The organism is Actinomyces sp. zg328, from assembly GCF_009829635.1.
GTDB classification, from domain to species: domain Bacteria; phylum Actinomycetota; class Actinomycetes; order Actinomycetales; family Actinomycetaceae; genus Actinomyces; species Actinomyces marmotae.
The window spans coordinates 1-20,480 of the sequence record NZ_VWPE01000016.1; the positions used below are offsets into that span (position 1 = coordinate 1).

At 71.9% G+C, this 20,480-nt stretch carries 12 protein-coding genes and 1 pseudogene; 8 read left to right on the top strand and 5 right to left on the bottom strand.

Annotated elements, in window-relative coordinates; all coding sequences use genetic code 11:
* Together GVV75_RS07495 and GVV75_RS07500 are read right to left on the bottom strand one after the other, a co-directional pair.
* Positions 1 to 204: pseudogene (locus tag GVV75_RS07495) on the bottom strand (electron transfer flavoprotein subunit alpha/FixB family protein); the annotation flags it as partial.
* A 93-nt stretch (positions 205 to 297) separates the two neighbouring features.
* Positions 298 to 1,059 carry an electron transfer flavoprotein subunit beta/FixA family protein gene (locus GVV75_RS07500; RefSeq protein WP_159524223.1) on the bottom strand — a complete coding sequence of 254 codons (762 nt, stop codon included), beginning with the start codon at positions 1,057 to 1,059 and terminating at the stop codon, positions 298 to 300.
* Positions 1,060 to 1,170: 111 nt separating this feature from the next.
* Here GVV75_RS07500 and glgX point away from each other — a divergent pair, with 111 nt between their 5' ends.
* From glgX to GVV75_RS07540, 8 genes are all read left to right on the top strand, one after another.
* Entirely contained in the window at positions 1,171 to 3,549 is a 2,379-nt protein-coding gene (gene glgX, locus GVV75_RS07505) for a glycogen debranching protein GlgX (protein WP_159814191.1), read from the top strand.
* Positions 3,550 to 3,708: 159 nt separating this feature from the next.
* Positions 3,709 to 5,091, top strand: coding sequence for a PAS domain-containing protein (locus tag GVV75_RS07510; RefSeq protein ID WP_159814193.1), 1,383 nt, complete (start codon positions 3,709 to 3,711; stop codon positions 5,089 to 5,091).
* 65 nt (positions 5,092 to 5,156) lie between these two features.
* Positions 5,157 to 6,302 carry a tryptophan--tRNA ligase gene (gene trpS / locus GVV75_RS07515; RefSeq protein ID WP_159626644.1) on the top strand — a complete coding sequence of 382 codons (1,146 nt, stop codon included), beginning with the start codon at positions 5,157 to 5,159 and terminating at the stop codon, positions 6,300 to 6,302.
* A gap of 107 nt (positions 6,303 to 6,409) precedes the next feature.
* On the top strand, positions 6,410 to 8,464 hold the full coding sequence (locus GVV75_RS07520) for an alpha-1,4-glucan--maltose-1-phosphate maltosyltransferase (RefSeq protein ID WP_159814195.1): 2,055 nt from the start codon (positions 6,410 to 6,412) through the stop codon (positions 8,462 to 8,464).
* 149 nt (positions 8,465 to 8,613) lie between these two features.
* A complete protein-coding gene (treS, locus tag GVV75_RS07525) occupies positions 8,614 to 10,428 on the top strand; it encodes a maltose alpha-D-glucosyltransferase (RefSeq protein WP_442858386.1) in 1,815 nt (604 codons plus the stop codon).
* Complete coding sequence (locus GVV75_RS07530) at positions 10,425 to 11,975, top strand: phosphotransferase (RefSeq protein ID WP_159814197.1); 1,551 nt, start codon at positions 10,425 to 10,427, stop codon at positions 11,973 to 11,975. Before treS ends, GVV75_RS07530 begins: the two co-directional genes overlap by 4 nt.
* Before the next feature lie 97 nt (positions 11,976 to 12,072).
* A complete protein-coding gene (glgB, locus tag GVV75_RS07535) occupies positions 12,073 to 14,322 on the top strand; it encodes a 1,4-alpha-glucan branching protein GlgB (protein ID WP_235905498.1) in 2,250 nt (749 codons plus the stop codon).
* Between the two features lie 231 nt (positions 14,323 to 14,553).
* Complete coding sequence (locus GVV75_RS07540) at positions 14,554 to 16,917, top strand: glycogen/starch/alpha-glucan phosphorylase (RefSeq protein WP_159814199.1); 2,364 nt, start codon at positions 14,554 to 14,556, stop codon at positions 16,915 to 16,917.
* Positions 16,918 to 17,013: 96 nt separating this feature from the next.
* Here the strand turns inward: GVV75_RS07540 and GVV75_RS07545 are convergent, their stop codons facing one another.
* The 3 genes from GVV75_RS07545 to GVV75_RS07555 all read right to left on the bottom strand — a co-directional run bounded on the left by GVV75_RS07545 (position 17,014) and on the right by GVV75_RS07555 (position 20,456).
* Positions 17,014 to 17,949, bottom strand: a complete 936-nt coding sequence (locus GVV75_RS07545) for a tetratricopeptide repeat protein (RefSeq protein WP_201288738.1) — start codon at positions 17,947 to 17,949, stop codon at positions 17,014 to 17,016.
* A 102-nt stretch (positions 17,950 to 18,051) separates the two neighbouring features.
* Complete coding sequence (locus GVV75_RS07550; protein WP_159524230.1) at positions 18,052 to 19,074, bottom strand: hypothetical protein; 1,023 nt, start codon at positions 19,072 to 19,074, stop codon at positions 18,052 to 18,054.
* Positions 19,074 to 20,456: a hypothetical protein gene (locus tag GVV75_RS07555; protein WP_159814201.1), complete on the bottom strand. Its 1,383-nt coding sequence runs from the start codon at positions 20,454 to 20,456 to the stop codon at positions 19,074 to 19,076. Before GVV75_RS07555 ends, GVV75_RS07550 begins: the two co-directional genes overlap by 1 nt.
* Between the last annotated feature and the right edge of the window lie 24 nt (positions 20,457 to 20,480).

Below are 20,480 nucleotides of genomic sequence, written 5' to 3' on the forward strand. Positions count from 1 at the left end.
GGCGGCCAGCAGCCGGGTCGCGCCCGCAGTGGCCAGGGCGGGCGCGACGGCGCTCGCCGCGGCGGCGTCGCCGAGCACGAGGGCGATCGCCTGGGGGCTCAGCGACCGGGCCGCGGCGAGCAGCTCCAGGGCGGCGCCGGTGGGGTGGCCGGCGTCATCGAGGTCGGCCAGGACGAGGATGGGGGCGTCAAGCGTGTGGGACATGCGGGATCTCCTTGGGTCTTATGGGCGGCGGGCGCGCATCAGACGTCTTACGGGCGGGCTCCGGATGAGCCTCAGACAAGTTTCAGACGAGCCTCAGACGAGCTTGGTCTCGACGAGCCACGCGGCGAGTTCCCGCCCGGCGTCCCCGGCGTCGGTGCGGATGATGCCGGCCTCGCGGGCGGGCCTCGCCTGGGCGGCCACCACGCTCACGGCGGGATCGCCCGGGGCCTCCAGCCCGAGGTCGTCCAACGAGAGCACGTCGAGGGGCTTCTTCTTCGCCGCGCGCATGGCGGCGAAGTTCGGGTAGCGGGGCTCGTTGGCCTGGTCGGTCACGGAGACGAGGGCGGGCAGCGGCGCGCGCAGGGTCTCGCGCAGCGTGCCGGTGGTCCGCTGGATCGTCACGGCCCCGTCGGCGACCCCCAGTTCGGTGGCCAGGGTGAGCGCGGGCACGCCCACGGCTGCGGCGAGCGCCCCGGGGAGCATGGAGGTCATGCCGTCCAGGGAGGCCATGCCGGTGACGATGAGGTCGACGCCGCCGATGCGCTCGATGGCGGCGGCGAGCACTCGCGCGGTGGTGACGACGTCGGCCCCGGCGAGCCCGTCGTCGGCGACGATGAGGCCGGAGTCCGCCCCCATCTGGAGGGCGCGGCGCACGCCGTCCTCAGAGTCCTCCGGGCCCATGGTCAGGGCGATCACCTCCCCCCCGGCGTCCTCGGCGAGGCTGACGGCCGCCTCGACGGCGTTCTCATCGAGCTCATTGAGAACATCCTCGTCGCCGCGCAGGAGGCGACCCTCCTCGAAGCGGCGCTCGGACTGCACGTCAGGAACGTGCTTGATGCAGACGACGATTTTCATGCGTCCAAGGTTGCCATAAAGCGGGGTGTGACCGCTCACTCAGTTCGGTGATCCTGCTTGCAGCCCTCGGCTCGCGCCCCGCGTTTGGCCAGGGTTGGCGCGCGAGCGACAATGAAACCCGTGTCCGATCCCGCCCTGCTCGCCCCTGCGCCGCTGGCACCAGCGCGCGCGCTTGAGCGCGCCCGCCTGGGGGCCACGCCTCAGGGCGATGGGACGGACTTCGTGGTCGTGGCCCCTCGCGCCACGGCGGTGGACCTGTGCCTCGTCGAGGTCGACGACGCCGGGACCCCCATTGCCGAGCGCCGCATCGGCATGCACGGCCCGCAGCAGGGCGCGTGGGACGCGCATGTGCCCGGCGTCGGCGTCGGGCAGCGCTACGGGTACCGGGTCCACGGATGCTGGAACCCCTCCGAGGCGCTCCTCCACAATCCGCGCAAGATGCTCCTGGACCCCTACGCGCGCCTGACCAGCGGCCCCACAAAGTTATCCCCGGAGATCTACGCCCACGCGGTGGAGGAAGACCTCTCCCCCGCGCTCATCCCCTTCGCCCCCTCGGAGCTGGACTCGCTGGGGAGCACGGCGCTGGGCGTGGTCACGGGCGGGCCCCGCTTCCCCCTGGTCCCCGGCCCGCGCGTGCCCGCCGAGCGCACGGTCATCTACGAGACCCATGTCAAGGGCATGACATTGAGGATGCCCGGCGTCCCCGAGCCCCTGCGCGGCACCTACGCCGGACTCGCCCACCCCGCCACCATCGAGTACCTGCGCGCCCTCGGGGTGACGACGATCGAACTCCTGCCGATCCACGCGGCCTTCTCCGAGCCGTTCCTCCAACAGCGGGGCCGGCGCAACTACTGGGGCTACTCGACCCTCTCCTTCTTCGCCCCCGAGCCGTCCTATGCGACGGCCGCCGCCCAGGCCGCCGGCCCCGAGGCGGTCCTCGATGAGCTGCGCGGCATGGTCTCGATCCTCCATGAGGCGGGCCTCGAAGTCATCATGGACGTGGTCTACAACCACACCTGCGAGGGCGGCATGGATGGGCCGTCCCTTTCCTTGCGGGGCCTGGACAACCTGGAGTACTACCTGCATGCCCCGCAACGGCCCGCCGTCTACGGGGATGTCACCGGCACGGGCAACAGCATCGACTTCCGCTCGCCCCGGGCGGTCCAACTGGTGCTGGACTCGCTGCGCTACTGGGCGACCGACGTCGGCATCGACGGCTTCCGCTTCGACCTCGCGGTGACCCTGGGCCGCCACGGCGCCGAGTTCACCCCCCGCCACCCGCTCCTGGTGGCGATGGGCAGCGATCCCGTCCTCAAGCGCGTCAAGCTCATCTCTGAGCCCTGGGACGTGGGCCCCGGCGGCTGGCGCACCGGCGAGTTCCCCGAGCCTTTCAAGGACTGGAACGACCGCTACCGCGGCGCGGTGCGCTCCTTCTGGCTGGCCGATGCCTCGGAGCTGTCCAAGGGGCGCCCCGGCTCGGGCCTGAGCGACCTGGCCACCCGCCTGTCCGGCTCGGTGGACCTGTTCGGCCACGGGGAGTACCCGGGTGGACGGGGCCCGCTGGCGAGCGTGAACTTCATCACCGCTCACGACGGCTTCACGCTCAGGGACCTGACCTGCTTCGACCACAAGCAGAACCTCGCCAACGGCGAGGAGAACCGCGACGGGACGGATGACAACCGCTCCTGGAACCATGGCTGGGAGGGCCCCGTGGCCGAGGGCATGGACGGGGGGCCGATCGAGGTCCTGCGCCGCCGCTCAGCGCGCAATCTGCTGGGCACGCTGCTCATCAGCGCGGGAACCCCGATGATCCTGGGCGGGGACGAGATGGGCCGCACCCAGGGGGGCAACAACAACTCCTACTGCCAGGACTCCGAGATCTCCTGGTACGACTGGGACCTGGAGATCTGGCAGCGCGACCTCATCTCCATCACGCGCTTCCTCATCCGCCTGCGCGAGGAGCACCCGGTGCTGCGCCCGGACCGCTTCGCCGTGGGAGCCCCGGCCCTCATCGACGGCGAGCCGGACACGATCCCGGACCTGTCCTGGTTCAGGGCCGACGGCGAGCGCATGGACCACTGCGACTGGCACGACGCCGGCTGCCGGACGGTGCAGATGCTCCGCTCGGGCGCCCCCTGGGGCGACGACGACCTCCTCGTCGTCATCAACGGCACCCTGGCCGAGCAGGAGGTCGTCCTGCCGGGGGCCCACGGCCGCGACTGGCACCTCGTGTGGGACTCCACATGGGCGGTGCCCCGCCCGCACACCTCCGCGTTCGCGCTGGCCCGCCGCATCAGGCGCGCCTCGGGGCCTGCGCCGGTCTCGATCATCGGCTCCGCTCAAGGGCCCATCTGCCGCCAGGACCGCCCCGGGGACACCACCACGATGGAGGTGCTCTCCATGCGCATCTACCTCTCCGGCGAGGCTCTCGCCCGGGAGCCGGAGCGCTTCGCCCACGCGGACGACGACGCTGCGAGACCGGCGAGCTAGGGCCTCCCGCGGGTCCCTCGCCGTCGGCGTCATGGCTCCCCCCGCGCCTGGCAGAGCGCGCGCCCTACGACTAAAGTCGCGTGTTATCTGTCTGTAATTTAGACGCGCGGCCGCCGCACGGCTCGTCACGCGAAACGACTCGCAAGGAGCCCCTCCAGCATGACCGAGGTCACAGGCGCCACCCATGAGGTCGGTGTTGACCAGATCTTCTTCTCCACCACTGACGCGCGCGGGGTGATCCGCCACTCCAACAACGTGTTCGTCGAGATGTCCCGCTACAGCCGCCAGCAGCTCTCCGGCGCGCCGCACAACATCATCCGCCACCCGGAGATGCCCGGCGGCGCCTTCAAGGCCATGTGGGACACCCTTCAGGCGGGCAGCCCCTTCGCCGCCTACGTGCGCAACCTCGCCGCCGACGGCTCGGAGTACACGGTGTTCGCCACCGTCACGCCCCTGTCCGACGGCGGCTACCTGTCCGTGCGCACCCGCCCCATGCGCGACGACCTGTTCGAGACCGCCCGCGCGATCTACCGCGACGCCCGCGCCGTGGAGGACGCCGCCATCGAGGCGGGGGACAACCGGCGCGAGGCGTCGGTCAAGGGACTGGGCCGCATCGCCGAGCTGCTCACGGCCGCCGGGCTGTCCTCCTACGAGGACTTCCAGAACGCCGCCCTACCGGCCGAGGTCGCCCGCAGGGAGGAGATGTCCGAGGGCATCCCGCGACGCCCGGGCGCCACCGGCGACCTGGCCGAGATGCTCTCCTCCGTGAGCGCCATCACCGATGGACTGGACTCCTGGATGGCGGGCCAGGGCGAACTGGCAGAGCTGTCGGCCTCGCTCAAGGCCACCGGGGCCTCTCTGACCCAGACCCTCGCCGATCCCCGCCTAACCGCCGCCACCATCGCCACGCTCGATCGCGGCGACACCCGCGTCAAGCCCCTGGCAGATATGCTCGACCTGTGGACGCAGATGCAGGGCATCGTCTCGCCCCTGGTCAACCGCCTCGTCAAGACCCTCGCCCAACTGGACCTCAACGGCGCCCGCACCCGCTTCCGGATCGCCCTGGCGCGCCTGCACGCCACGATCACCGCCCTGTTCACCGTTGAACTCATCGACGGCGTCGGGGAGACGCAGCACTCAGCCGAGTCCATCCCCGACCTCATCGAGAGCCTGACGGCCGGACTGGAGGAGATGGAGCGGGCCGCCCAGGCGCACCGCGCGCTCAGCGCCCAGGCCGTGGCCACGATCGGGGAGGCCAGCCGCATGATGCTCATTCCCAATCAGTTGCTCATGCTGTGGACGGGGTCACTCGCGGCGAAGGACCCCCATCTGCCCGCCACCGCCGCGGGGCTCTCAGCCGCGGCCTCCGGGGTCGTCGAGACCGTGCGGGGGCGCCTGGCCGAGCTCGACGCCCTCGCGGCGAGCTGCCAGCGCCTCGACATCGCCGCCGGGGCCTCGGACCTGCGCGGCCACCTGGCCGCCCTCACCCGGGCCGCCGCCTCGGCCGCCCCGTCGTCGCCCTCGCGGCGCCCGGTCCCCTGAGCGCGGGCGGGCTCCGCGGGCAGGGGCGCGGTGCCCTGCGACGCCCCTCGCCTAGGATTAGCGCCATGACGCCCTCCACCGCATCTGACACCTCCTCGGCCGCCCAGGCCCCCTCCGCCGCCGAGGAGGCCCTGGCCAGCGCCGTCGACGACGCCTCGCTCGCCCGCTCCATCGCGCGCAGCCGCGAGATCGAGGCGGACATGCCCCTGAACCCCGGCCGCTACCGGATGCTCACCGGCGTGCGCCCCACCGGCAACATGCACCTGGGCCACTACTTCGGGACGATGCGGAGCTGGGCGCCGATCCAGGACATGGGCATCGACACCTGGATCCTCGTGGCCGACTACCAGGTGATCACCGACCGCGACGGCGTCGGCCCGATCCGCGAGCGCGTCCTGTCACTGACGGCGGACGCGCTGAGCGTGGGGGTGGACCCGGAGCGCTCGACGATCTTCGCCCACTCGGCGGTGCCCGCCGCCAACCAACTCATGCTTCCCTTCCTGTCCCTGGTCACCGAGTCCGAACTGCACCGCAACCCCACGGTCAAGGCCGAACTGGAGGCCACCGCCGGGCGCGCCATGAGTGGCCTGCTGCTGACCTACCCGGTGCACCAGGCGGCGGACATCCTGTTCTGCCAGGCGAATCTCGTGCCCGTGGGCAAGGATCAGCTGCCCCACCTGGAGCAGGCCCGCCTCATCGCCCAGCGCTTCGACAAGCGCTACGGCCGGGCGGAGAAGTCCCGCCCGGTGTTCCGCCGTCCCGAGGCGCTGCTCGGCGAGGCCCCGCTGCTGCTGGGGCTGGACGGGGAGAAGATGAGCAAGTCGCGGGGCAACACGATCGAGTTGCGCATGAGCGCCGATGAGACCGCCAAGGCCCTGAAGAAGGCCAAGACGGACTCCGACCGCGTCATCACCTATGACCCCGCGGGCCGCCCGGAGGTGTCCAACCTGCTCATGCTCGCCTCCCTGTGCGGGGCGGGCTCCCCAGAAGGGATCGCCGAGAGCATCGGCGACGGCGGCGCGGGCGCCCTCAAGAGGCTCACCACCGAGGCGGTCAACGAGTACTTCGCGCCGATCCGCGCGCGCCGCGCGGAGTTGGCCGCCAACGAGGACCACCTCCTGGCGGTCCTGGCCTCGGGAAACGCGCGGGCCAACGAGGTCGCGGACGAGACCCTGCGGGCGGTTCGCGCCGCCATGCGCATGGATTACTGAGGCGGCCCGGGAGGCCCGGGCCCCGCCTGACCGTGACTGCCCGGGGGCGCGCCCGGAGCCCCTCCGTTCGGGGTGCCGGATGTACGCCGGGCCCGTAGTCTTGTCCTGTGATCCGACACACCACCGCTCCGCGTCCTGCCCGCCCCCTCGTCGGCCGGATCCCGGTCACCGAGGTCTTCCCCGTGGTCGAGGATGGCCACTGGCCCGCCAAGGCGGTGCCCGGTGAGGTCATCCCCATCCGCGCGACCGTCTTCCGCGAGGGGCATGACCGCTTCGCGGCGACCGCCGTGCTCATCCGCCCGGACGGCACCGATGGGCCCAGCGCCCGGATGCGGCTCATCGCCCCCGGCCTGGACCGCTACGAGGCGCGCCTGGCGCCCGACGCTCCGGGCGACTGGTCCTTCCGCGTCGAGGGATGGTCGGACCCCTACGCCACCTGGGCCCATGACGCCGGGATCAAGGTGCCCGCTGGTGTTGACGTCGAGCTCATGCTTGAGGAGGGCGCGCGCCTCATGGAGCGCGCCCAGGCCGTGCCCGGCCGGGGCCGGGCCGATGCCGCCGTGCTGGGAGCCGCCGCGGCCCTCCTGCGCGACGCCTCCCGCTCGGCCGTCGAGCGCCTGGGGGCGGGACTGGCCGACGCCGTCGTCGCCGTCCTCGACCGCCTCCCGCTGCGGGACCTCGTCTCCCCCTCACGCGCCTACCCCCTGCAGGTGGACCGCCCCCGCGCCCTGGCCGGCTCCTGGTACGAGATCTTCCCCCGGTCGCTGGGCGCCTACTGCGACGAGCGCGGCAACTGGCACTCCGGCACGCTGCGCACCGCCACCGAGAGCCTGGACCGCATCGCGGCCATGGGCTTCGACGTCCTCTACCTCACCCCCATCTCCCCGATCGGCGTCACCAACCGCAAGGGCCGCAACAACACCCTCAACGCGCGGCCGGGCGACCCGGGCTCGCCCTACGGCATCGGCTCGGCCGAGGGCGGCCACGACGCCATCCACCCGGACCTGGGCACCTTCGAGGACTTCGACGCCCTCGTGGCCCGCTCCCGCGAGCTCGGCATGGAGGTGGCCCTGGACCTGGCGCTCCAGTGCTCCCCGGACCACCCGTGGGTGGCCGAGCACCCCGAGTGGTTCACGGTCCTGGCCGACGGCTCCATCGCCTACGCGGAGAACCCGCCCAAGAAGTACCAGGACATCTACCCCCTCAACTTCGACAACGACCCCGAGGGCATCTACGACGCCATCAAGGGCGTCGTCGACACCTGGATCGCCCACGGCGTGACGATCTTCCGCGTGGACAACCCTCACACCAAGCCCCTGAACTTCTGGCAGCGCCTCATCAGCGAGGTTCGCGAGGCCCACCCCGAGGTCCTCTTCCTCGCCGAGGCCTTCACCCGCCCGGCGATGATGCGCACCCTGGGCAAGATCGGCTTCCACCAGTCCTACACGTACTTCGCGTGGCGCAACACCCGCGAGGAGTTGACCGACTACCTCGTGGAGCTCTCCCAGGAGACCGCGCACGTGCTGCGCCCGGCCTTCTGGCCCACGACGCACGACATCCTCACCCCGTTCATGACCCACGGGGGCGTGCCCGCCTTCAAGCTGCGCGCCGTGCTCGCCGCCACCCTGTCCCCCACCTGGGGAATCTACTCCGGTTACGAGCTGGCCGAATCCATTCCGCGCCCCGGCTACGAGGAGCAGATCGACAACGAGAAGTACGAGTACAAGCCGCGCGACTTCGCCGCCGCCCGCGGCAACGGCATCGAGGACCTCCTCACCCGGCTCAACACGATCCGCGCCTCCCACCCGGCGCTCGGCCAACTGCGGGACATCTGGTTCCATGACACCGGCAACGACCAGATCATCGCCTACTCCAAGCGGGTGAGCGCCGCCGAGGTGACGGAGGGGCCCACCAGCGCCCCTGGTGAGGACGACGTCGTCCTCACCGTGGTCAACCTCGACCCGCGCAACGCGCAGGTCGGCCGGTTGAGCCTCAACCTGGCCCAGCTGGGGCTGCCCGAGGACGCCGACGGCTCGCGCCCGTGCCTGGCGGTCACCGATGAGCTCACCGGGCAGGACTACGAGTGGTCCGGCTCGAACTACATCCGCCTCGACCCGCACTCGGGCCAGGTCGCGCACGTCATGCGGGTGCGCGCCCTGTGAGCGCTGCCAGCCCCCCGCCCGCCGGGTCACCGCCCATCGGCCCGCCGCCCACCGGCGCGGGAGCGCGCCCCCTGACGCTCATGGATCCCCCGGTGGGCACCGGCCCCGCCTCCATGACGGCGCCCGTGGCCGCCTCTGGGACCGCGCCGATGACGGTGGTCCCGCCCGTCCCGGGCGTGCCGGTGCTGCCCGAGCAGCCGCGCCCCGGCCTGGACGCCGACCCCGACTGGTTCCGCACCGCGGTGTTCTACGAGGCGCTCCTGCGTTCCTTCGCGGACTCCGACGGCGACGGCGTCGGGGACATCCCCGGCCTCATCACCCGCCTGGACTACCTGGCCTGGCTGGGCGTGGACTGCATCTGGATCCCGCCCTTCTACCCCTCCCCCATGCGCGACGGCGGCTACGACATCTCCGACTACACCGCCATCGACCCGCGCTACGGCACCATGGAGGACTTCCGCGAGCTCGTCCACCAGGCGCACCAGCGCGGCATGAGGATCGTCATCGACATGGTCCTCAACCACACCTCGGACGCCCACCCCTGGTTCCAGGCCTCCCGGTCCGACCCCGAGGGCCCCTACGGGGACTTCTACGTGTGGCGCGACGACGACTCCGGCTACCCGGGCACGCGCGTCATCTTCGTGGACACCGAGGAGTCGAACTGGGCCTACGACGTCGAGCGCGGCCAGTTCTACTGGCACCGCTTCTTCTCCCACCAGCCCGACCTCAACTACGACAACCCCGCCGTGGTGGAGGCCGTGCACGACGTCGTGCGCTTCTGGGCCCGCACCGGGGTGGACGGGTTCCGCCTCGACGCGATCCCCTACCTGGCGGAGGCCGAGGGCACCAACTGCGAGAACCTCCCCGCCACCCACTCGATCATCGCGGGCATCCGGGCGATGCTCGACCGCGAGTTCCCCGGGACCATCACCATCGCCGAGGCCAACCAGTGGCCCCACGAGGTCGTGGAGTACTTCGGCACCGCCGAGGCCCCCGAGTGCACCATGTGCTTCCACTTCCCGGTGATGCCGCGCATCTACTACGCCCTGCGCGCGGGCTCGGCCGAGGCGATCCGCTGGGTGCTCGAGCGCACCCCCGACATCCCCGCCCACGGCCAGTGGGGCACCTTCCTGCGCAACCACGACGAGCTCACCCTCGAGATGGTCACCGAGGAGGAGCGCGCCCACATGTACGCCTGGTACGCGCCCGAGGAGCGGATGCGTGCCAACATCGGTATCCGGCGCCGCCTGGCCCCCCTCCTGGACGCCTCCCGGGCGGAGACCGAGCTCGCCCTGGCCCTCCTGCTGAGCCTGCCGGGCAGCCCCTGCCTCTACTACGGCGATGAGATCGGCATGGGGGAGAACATCTGGCTGGAGGACCGCGACGCCGTGCGCACCCCCATGCAGTGGGACGACTCGCCCAACATGGGCTTCTCCACGGTGGTGGACCCCGGCGCCCTGACCCTCCCGCTGATCCAGACGCCCGGCTACGCGCACCTGACCGTGGCCACGGAGATGGGCCGGCCCGACTCCCTGCTCCACTTCACCCGGCGCATCCTGCGCCTGCGCCGCGCCCACCCGGTTCTGGGCCGGGGCGGTTTCGCCCTGCGCGAGGCCTCCGACCCCGCGATCCTGGTCCACACGCGCAGCGAGGGCGGTGCGCCGGGTGATGAGGGCGGCGCCACCCTCATCTGCGTGGCCAACCTGGCCGCCACCCCGCGGGCGGTCAGCATCAGCGTCCCCGAGCTCGCCGGCAGGGCCACCCGGGACGTCTTCGGGGGGACGCCCTTCCCGTCCGTCGGGGCGGACGGCTCCCTGCGCCTGACCCTCGGCGGCCTGGGCTACTACTGGCTCGAGGTTCTGCCCCGCCAGGACGGGGGCCACGAGGGCAGCGGGGATCAAGACGATGGTGAAGGCGCCGGCCCGCGGCCGGGGCACGACGACGAGGCAGGAGAGCCGCGATGAGCAACGCCACCCCCACCCAGTGGCCCACGGATGAGGAACTCCTGGAAGCCCTGCTGCCCTGGATGCTGGCGCGCCGGTGGTTCCCCCTCAAGGGCGACGCCGCCCCGTCGGCGCTGCGGCTGGCCCACCGCGTCGATCTGGCGCCCGGCGCGCGCGACCTCATCGTCGCCGCCCCGCGAGGCGATTCCATGGGCCGGGCCCCCGAGGCACTCATCCACGTGCCGCTCATCCTGGGGGCGCCCGAGGACCTGGCGCGCTACGCCGTCGACGGCGGCGCCCCCGGGTCCGAGGGACTGCTCATGACTGACTCCCAGGGCCGCGAGTTCGCGCTCATCGACGGCGCCCACCACCCCGCCTTCTGGCGGGCCTGGGCCGAGGCCGCCGCGGCGGCGGGGACCGTGCTCGGCGCCGAGGGCGCCGCCGCGATCGCCCAGCGCGCCGAGCGGCTGCGCGTGACCACCGGTGAGCAGTCGAACACGAGCGTCATCATGCCCGCTCCCCGCGCCCCCGAGCAGGCCGCGGGCCCGGAGGACGCCGCCACCGGCGACCTCATCGTCAAGCTCTTCCGCGTGCTCGCCCCGGGGCGCAACCCGGACGTGGAGGTCCCCGTGGCCCTCGCGCGCGACGGCTGGGACCGCGTGCGCATGCCCGTGGCCTGGTCCGTCGTCGCGGCTCCCGGGCCCGACCCGGCGGGCGCCCCCTCGATGGACACGGCGGTGGCCTGCGCCTTCATCCCCAGGGCTGACGACGGCTTCGAGTTGTTCTGCTCCTTGGCCGCCGACGGCGGCTCCGGGCCCGCCCGCGAGCGCGCCCTGACCCTGGCGGCGGACCTGGGGGCCACCACCGCGCAGATGCACGCTCATCTGCGCTCCTCATTGGGCGAGGCGGCCCCGCAGTCGCCGGAGGCGCTGGCCCGCGCCCTGCGTGAGCGGGCCGACTGGGCCATGCGCGAGGTCCCGGCCCTGGCCGAGGAGGTCCCCGGCCTGGGCGCCGCGATCGACGCCCTCCTGGCCGAGTTGGCCCTCCTGCCCGCCCTCGAGCCCGCCTGCCGGGTGCACGGCGATTACCACCTCGGCCAGGCGCTCCATGAGATCGGCGGCGCCGAGCGCTGGTACGTCCTGGACTTCGAGGGCGAACCGCTGCGCCCCCTGGCCGAGCGCACCCGCCCCGATCAGCCCGCGCGGGATGTGGCCGGCATGCTGCGCTCCTTCGACTACGCCTGGGCGGTCGGCGGGGCGGGCGGCAGTACCAGCGCCGACTGGCTCCCCGCGGTCCGCGGCGCCTTCCTGAACGGCTACCGCGCTGAGAGCGCCCGGGCCACCGGGACCGCCGGGAGCGCTCCCGCGGACGGGACCGGGGAGCAGGGCCCCTCGCGGCGCCAGTCCGTCCTCCTGGCCGCCCTCGAACTCGACAAGGCCCTGTACGAGGCCGTGTACGAGGCGCGCAACCGCCCGGACTGGCTGGCGATCCCGCTACGGGGCCTGGCCGGCATCGTCGCTGCTCGCAGCACTGATGAAAGCGCCTCCCACGGCCAGGCGGGAGCCTGATCGCGACCCTTTCCTCTCTCCCCCCCTCCCTCGTTCGATGCGACCGGAGACCTCAATCCCTCGCATCAGCTCACCCAGCCATGGAAGAATCACGATCATGACCGACGCCACACCCACCGGGTCCCCCTCGCAGTCCCCCGCCCCCAATACCGAGACAGGCTCCCCCTCCCCTGTCGAGGTCGAGCCCTGGATCCTCGCGGATGTCGCCTACGCGCGCTACCACAACCCGCATGAGGTCCTCGGGGCCCACGTCGGCGCCAACGGCGTGACCGTGCGCACCGTGCGCCACCTCGCCGACTCCGTCTCGGTGATCACCCCCGAGGGCGAGTTCCCCGCCGCGCACGAGCAGGACGGCGTCTGGGTCGCCGTCCTGCCCGGGGAGTCAGTGCCGGACTACCGCATCGACGTCACCTACGGCGAGGAGACCACCCGGGTCGACGACCCCTACCGCTTCATGCCCACCCTGGGTGAGATGGACACCTACCTCATCTCCGAGGGCCGCCACGAGGAGCTGTGGGAGGTGCTCGGCGCCCACCTCAAGCACTATGAGGGCCCCATGGGCGGCGTTGACGGCACGGCCTTCGCCGTGTGGGCCCCCAACGCGCGGGCCGTGCGCGTCGTCGGTGACTTCAACTACTGGGACGGCACTGCCTCGGCCATGCGCTCGCTCGGCTCGTCAGGCGTGTGGGAGTTGTTCATCCCCGGCGTCGGCGTGGGGGCCCGCTACAAGTTCGAGATCTGCTTCGCCGACGGCTCCTGGCACCAGAAGGCGGACCCGATGGCCCGCGCCACCGAGGTCCCCCCGGCCACCGCCTCCGTGGTCACCACCGCCGTCCACGAGTGGGGGGACCAGGAGTGGATGGAGCGCCGCAGCGCCACCGACCCGCACTCGGGCCCCATGAGCATCTACGAGGTCCACATCGGCTCATGGCGCCAGGGCCTGGGCTACCGGGGCCTAGCCGACCAGCTCGTCCCCTACGTCAAGGAGGCGGGCTTCACCCACGTCGAGCTCATGCCGGTGGCCGAGCACCCCTTCGGCGGCTCATGGGGCTACCAGGTCTCCGGCTACTACGCCCCCACCGCGCGCTTCGGCACGCCGGACGACTTCAAGTACCTCATCGACGCCCTCCACCAGGCCGGCATCGGCGTCATCCTCGACTGGGTCCCGGCCCACTTCCCCAAGGACGAGTGGGCCCTGGCCCGCTTCGACGGAACCCCCCTGTACGAGGACCCCGACCCCCGCCGCGGCGAGCACCCGGACTGGGGCACCTACGTGTTCAACTTCGGGCGCAACGAGGTCCGCAACTTCCTCGTGGCCAACGCCCTGTACTGGCTCGGCGAGTTCCACGTGGACGGCCTGCGCGTGGACGCCGTCGCCTCCATGCTCTACCTGGACTACTCGCGCCAGGACGGCCAGTGGGCCCCCAACCAGTTCGGCGGGAGGGAGAACCTGGAGGCCATCAGCTTCCTCCAGGAGGCCACCGCCACCGCCTACCGGAAGAACCCCGGCATCATCATGGCCGCCGAGGAGTCGACCGCCTGGCCGGGGGTCACCGCCCCCACGAACTACGGCGGCCTCGGCTTCGGGCTCAAGTGGAACATGGGATGGATGAACGACACCCTGCGCTACCTGCAGGAGCTGCCGATCAACCGCCGCTACCACCACGGCGAGCTGACCTTCTCCCTCGTCTACGCCTTCTCCGAGCAGTTCATCCTGCCGCTGAGCCATGACGAGGTCGTCCACGGCAAGGGCTCGCTGCTGTCGCGCATGCCCGGCGACGCCTGGCAGGAGCTCGCGGGACTGCGCGCCCTGTACGCCTACCAGTGGTCGCACCCCGGCAAGCAACTGCTGTTCATGGGCCAGGAGATCGGTCAGGGCGCCGAGTGGAACGCGGATAACTCCCTGGACTGGTGGCTCCTGGACGACCCGGGTCACGCCGGCCTGCTGCGCCTGGTGACCGACCTCAACCACTTCTACACCTCCTCCCCGGCCATGTGGGCCGATGACTTCTCCCACCGCGGCTTCGAGTGGATCGAGGCCGGCGACGGCGACCACAACGTCATCTCCTACCTGCGTAAAGGCACCGGCCCCGACGGCTCCAGCGACCTGGTGGTCTGCATCGTCAACTTCGCCGGCGCCCCGCACGAGGGGTACCGGGTCGGCCTGCCCTTCGCCGGCGGCTGGGATGAGATCATCAACACCGATTCGGAGATCTACGGCGGCTCCGGGGTGGGCAACCTCGGCCATGTCGAGGCCGAGGAGCTCCCGTGGAACGGCCGCCCGGCCTCCGTCCGCCTGCGGATCCCCCCGATGGGGGCCGTCTTCCTGCGCCCGACCCGCGACTAAGAGGGCCATGCCCGGGGTCATCGTCAAAGACCCCGGGGATCATGCGCCGCCGCACCAGGGGCGGGCCCGCGCGGGCCCGCCCCTGGCTTGGCATGGCCGCGGTGATCAGACCGGCCGACCGGCCCCCGCTGGCTCTACCACCTGGCATGGGGAGCGGCTGCGTGTACGATCTGAGCGAGTTCTGCAAGTTGCTTGCAGCCATCCGAACCCATGTCCGACAAGGGAAGAACTATGACGAAGAACCTGATGGCGACGGTTCCCTCTCAAATCCGCGCCGTCTCCGGTCGCCCCGCCGACGCCTCCACGCCGATGGAGGTCTGGCAGGGTCTGTCCTCCGCCGTCGTCGACGCCATCGCGGACGACTGGTACGCCACCACCCGCGCCTACCAGGCGGGCCGGATGGAGCACTACTTCTCCGCCGAGTTCCTCATGGGGCGGGCGCTGCTCAACAACCTGACCAACCTCGGGCTGGTCGAGGAGGCCCGCGAGGCGATCGGCGCCTTCGGCCAGGACCTGTCCGAGATCCTTGAGCAGGAGCCCGACGCCGCGCTGGGCAACGGGGGCCTGGGCCGCCTGGCCGCCTGCTTCCTCGACTCCTGCGCCACCCTCGACCTGCCCGTGACCGGCTACGGCATCCTCTACCGCTACGGCCTGTTCAAGCAGCTCTTCTCCGACGGCTTCCAGACCGAGCACCCCGACCCGTGGATGGAGGAGGGCTACCCCTTCGTCATCCGCCGCGAGGAGTGCGCCCGCATCGTGCGCTACAACGACCTCACCGTGCGCGCCGTGCCCTACGACATGCCGATCACCGGCTACGGCACGAGGAACGTGGGCACCCTGCGCCTGTGGAGAGCCGAGGCGATCGAGGAGTTCGACTACGAGGCCTTCAACTCCCAGCGCTTCACCGACGCGATCGTCGAGCGCGAGCGCACCGCGGACATCTCCCGCGTCCTCTACCCCAACGACACCACCTACGAGGGCAAGGTGCTGCGGGTGCGCCAGCAGTACTTCTTCTGCTCGGCCTCCCTGCAGGAGATCGTCGACAACTACATCGCCCACCACGGCGCGGACCTGTCCGGCTTCGCCGAGTTCAACTCCATCCAGCTCAACGACACCCACCCGGTGCTCGCCATCCCCGAGCTCATGCGCATCCTGCTCGACGAGCACCACCTGGGCTGGGAGCAGGCCTGGGAGGTCGTGTCCAGGACCTTCGCCTACACCAACCACACGGTGCTCGCCGAGGCCCTGGAGACCTGGGAGATCTCCATCTTCGACAAGCTCTTCCCGCGCATCATGGAGATCGTGCGCGAGATCGACCGCCGTTTCCGTGACGACCTCGCCGCCCGCGGCATCGACCAGGCGACCATCGACTACATCGCGCCGATCTCCGGCGGCCGCGTCCACATGGCCTGGATCGCCTGCTACGCCTCCTACTCCATCAACGGCGTCGCCGCCCTGCACACCGAGATCCTCAAGCGCGACACCCTCAAGGAGTGGCACGCGATCTGGCCCGAGCGCTTCAACAACAAGACCAACGGCGTCACCCCGCGCCGCTGGCTGCGCCAGTGCAATCCGCGCCTGTCCGCCCTCCTGGACGAGGTCACCGGCTCGGACGCCTGGGTCCGTGACCTGTCCGCCCTGCAGGGCTTCGACGGCGCCGCCACCGATGCCGTCCTGGACCGCCTGGCCGAGGTCAAGCGCGCCAACAAGGCCGACTTCGCCGACTGGATCAAGGCGCGCGAGGGCATCGAGATCGACCCCGACGCGATCTTCGACGTCCAGATCAAGCGCCTGCACGAGTACAAGCGCCAGCTGCTCAACGCCTTCTACATCCTCGACCTGTACTTCCGGATGAAGGACGACCCCACGCTCGTGGTCCCGCCGCGCGTCTTCATCTTCGGTGCGAAGGCCGCCCCCGGCTACATCCGCGCCAAGGGCATCATCAAGCTCATCAACACCATCGGCGAGTTGATCAACAACGACCCGGTGATCTCCAAGACCCTCAAGGTCGTGTTCGTCCACAACTACAACGTCTCCCCCGCCGAGCACATCATCCCGGCGGCCGACGTCTCCGAGCAGATCTCGATGGCCGGCAAGGAGGCCTCGGGCACGTCCAACATGAAGTTCATGATGAACGGCGCCCTCACCCTGGGCACGCTCGACGGCGCGAACGTGGAGATCCTTGAGGCCGTCGGCCCCGAGAACGCCTACATCTTCGGCGCCACCGAGGACGAGCTGCCCGCGCTGCGCGAGAGCTACGACCCGGCCTGGCACTACGAGAACGTCCCGGGCCTCAAGCGGGTCCTCGACGCCCTCATCGACGGCACCCTGGATGACAACGGCTCCGGCTGGTTCGCGGACCTGCGCCGCTCGATCTTCGAGGCCACTTATGAGCCCGCCGACGTCTACTACGTCCTGGGCGACTTCGCGGCCTACCGCGAGGCCAAGGACCGCATGGCCGCCGACTACGCCGACCAGCGCGCCTGGCAGCGCCGGGCCTGGATCAACATCACCCGCTCGGGCCGCTTCTCCTCGGACCGCACCATCAGCGATTACGCGAAGGTCTGGGGAATCAGCCCCACGCCCATCGCCTGAGGCCGGCAGTAGGAGGCCCGCCGCCCCTCGGGGCGGCGGGCCTCCCGCTGCGCGCGGGCGGGCAGCCGGGTCCGCGTCAGTACAGGCGGGTCCGCGTCAATACAGGATCGTGGCGAGGCGGCGGCGCGCGGCCTGGACCTCGGGGGCGCTGGCGCCGATGATCTCGAAGAGCTCCAGGAGGCGCAGGCGAGCGGTCTCGCGCTCATCACCGCCGTGACGGGCGACGGCGTCGAGCGCCCGGGCGAGGCAGCCCTCGACATCCCCCGCGGCGAGAGCCGCGTCCGCCCCCGCCAGAGCGGCGTCGAGGTCCTCCGGGGCGGCGTCGGCGGCGGCGAGCAGCGCCGCGGGGTCCTGGCCGTCCATGCGGGCGAGCATCCGCACCTGGGCGCGGGCGGTCTTGAGGTCGGCGTCCGCGGGGCTGTTGGCGATGGCGTGGTCGTAGACGGCCTCGGCGCCGGCCCAGTCCCCCTTCTCGATGGCCTCGCGGGCGGCGCGCTCGACCTCGGTCTCCGCGGGCTCCTCGGGATCGTCCGCGGCGGGGGCGCCCGGCGCGAGGCGGCCCGTCACGCCGTTGGCGGCGGCGACCTGGAGGAGCTGGTCGAGCAGGGCGCGGGCCTGCTCCTCGCCGACCGCGCCCTGGGCCAGGGGCACGGGCTGACCGGCGAGGAGGGCAACACAGGTGGGGACCGCCTGCACCCCGAGGGCTTGGGCGACCTCCGGGGAGGCGTCGACGTCGAGGCGGGCGAGCTCGAAGCGGCCCGCGTACTCCTCGGCCAGGCGCCCCAGCATCGCCACGGCCTGGGTGGCGGCCTCGCTGCGAGGACTGTGGCAGATGATGACGACGGGGACCCGCGAGGAGATCTCCGCGATATCGCGCAGGGCCTGGGCGTCGATGTCAACGATCAGGGGGGCGGGGATGCCCCCGGCCTGACCGGCCGGCGGGGCCTGCGTCGCCGCGGGGGCCCCCGGCGCGGGGCTCGCGGTGGGGCGCGGGGCGAGGGAGGACAGATCAACGGCGCCGAACATGCTCATGGGCGGCCTTCCTGGATCGGGCCCGCTGCTCGCGGGCGGGTACCGGTCAATGGGCGCGCCCGGGGCAGCGCCATGCGCGCGCCCCGGGCACCGGGAGGGGGATCAGGCGGGAGACTTCGAATCGTCCCTGGTCACGGAGGCGAGGACCACGGATCCGCCCAGCGCGGCGGGGGCCTCCGAGCTCCCCTCGGCGGGGATCGAGAAGGCGATCATCGCGTCGTAGGAGGCGGTGACGGTGCCGCGGACCGCGTCATCGCCTCCCAGCATCTTGCCGAGCGTCGGGCCGGCCTGGAAGCCGGCGTCCTTGACGGTGCGCTTGAACTCCGTGGTGTAGCCGAGGGTGGTCATGACGATCGCCCCGCCGTCGGCGGTCCGCAGGCCACGGAAGCCATCGGTGCCCGCCGTCGCCGTGACCGTGACCGTGCCCGCGGCGGAGACCTGGTCGTTGATGGACCGGTCCGTGGCGACCTGTGAGCGAATGCGGTCCTGGTCATTGGCGAACGTGGTCGCGTTGTCGCCCGAGGGGTTGTTGAGGGCGTCGACGTAGGCGGCCAGGACTTCAGCGGGGGTGGAGACCAGCCCGGTGGAGTCCGCGGTGATGGCCTCGGTCCCGGCCGCGGCGGTCGGGGTCCCGGGCACGCGCGCGCCGGGGAAGAGCTGGCCCCAGGCCCACAGCCCGAAGTTGTCCCTGGCGTCTTCCTGCGACAGCACCATGATCCAGGGCGCCTTGGCCGCCTCGGGCTGCTGGGACACCACGACGGCGGCGCGCGGGAAGCCCTCGGCCAGGCTGGCGGCGCCCGCCGCGGAGTCGAGGACGATCTGGCTGATCCGCGTGTCGTCCCCCAGGGCCGAGGCCACAGCGTACTGCTCGGCGCGGCCACGGGCGGCGGGCCCCACCAGGTAGCCGTTGAGGGAGTCGGCGGTGCGGGCGGTATCCGCCTGGGCCAGGCCCGTCTTGATCCGCTCCAGGATGGAGGTCAGGCGCTCGGAGTCGAGCGCCGAATAGGCCCCGGGCGTGCCCGTGGCAGCCACGGGCGTGGTGGTGATCTCCTGCCCGCAGGCGGCCAGCGTCGCGGCGACGGCCGAGGCGGTCATGCCCCCGAGGAAGAAACGGCGCGTGGTCATCAGATGGTCTCCTTGTCATCCCGGGCGCCACCGGCGCCCTGGCCGTCCGCGCTCCTGCCCAGCCCGAGCTCGCCCAGGTCCTCCGTGGAGGGGCCCGATGAGCCGGCCCTGTGCGCGGGCAGATCGACGGGCGGGGACGCGGGCGGCGCCGCCGAGGCGCTCGAGTCCCGCGGGTCATCCACCTGGAAGTAGGGAGCGGAACCCGGGATCATCGAGGGCGCCGGGCGCAGCGCCTGGGCGCCATCGCCCCCAAGGATGGCGGTGCCGAAGTAATCCACGGGCTCGGCGGGGCCGAGCGGCGGCAGGGATGCCGTCGCGCTATCCCAGGGGCGCTCATGCGCTGTCATCCCACCGCCCTGGTCCGGGCGCGGGCCGCCCCAGCCCGTCTCATCGGGGGCGCCCGCGGCGCCGCCGCTGGGGGGCGTCGTGGCGGGCGCGCCGGAGTGGGGATCGTTGGAGGTCGCGCTGATGCTCGGAGCCGCGCTCGCCGCCCCGGCGCCCTGGGCGGTGAGGGCCTCGGGGGACGAGGGGATCGAGGGGACCTCGACGCCACCGACGTAGGCGCGGCCGGTGCGCGGGTCCACCCACTCCTCGCCCTGCCGCTCGGCGCGCTCCTTGTCCCGCTTCTCCCGGCGGGTCAACGGGCGGTCCGGGTCCTCGACGCTGGGCACCGCCGCGGTCGGCACGCCATCGGCGGCGTCGAGGCGGGCCTGCCGCTCAGCCGCGCGGTTGCGGCGCTCAGCCTCCACCCGGCGGTTCTGGAAGTCGAGGAGCAGGCCGAACACCCCGACGAGGATGAGTAGGCCGCCCAGGATCAGGCTGGGCATGAACCACCACGTGGACACCGTCCGCTCCCACGACAGGGACACCGACGGCGCGGGGCCCGAGCCGTCCGTGGCGATGAGCGCGACCATGTCCGAAGAGCTGACGTTGACGACGGCCGACGCCGAGCCCGTGCCCTTGGCCTTGTCGCTCCACAGGTCAGAGGAGGTGGGGTCGGCGTTGGAGGGCGTCGCCTCCGAGCAGGCCCCCGAGGAGTCGCAGGCCTCCGTCACGGGAGAGGCCTGGAGGGTCTTCTCGTCGGCCAGGCCGGTCACCGACAGGTACGGGTCCCGCGCGAGCCAGGCCTTGACGTCCGCCTCATGGCCGACGGCGATGACGACTGGCGAGGAGCCATCGGCGGCGGTGGCCTTGATCGTCACCGATGAGTCGATCAGGTTGAGGACGCCTGGGGCGGTGACGGCGTAGTTCTGCTCGGGCGACGTGGGAAGGGTGGCTTCGATGGTCGAACTGGGACGCCACACTGTGGCGAAGCAGACGGCCAGAGCGATGACGATCAGGCCAGCAGCAGCGACGATCGCGCTCAAGAGTCGTCGATTCACGACGCTGAACTCCTCGGACTCGGC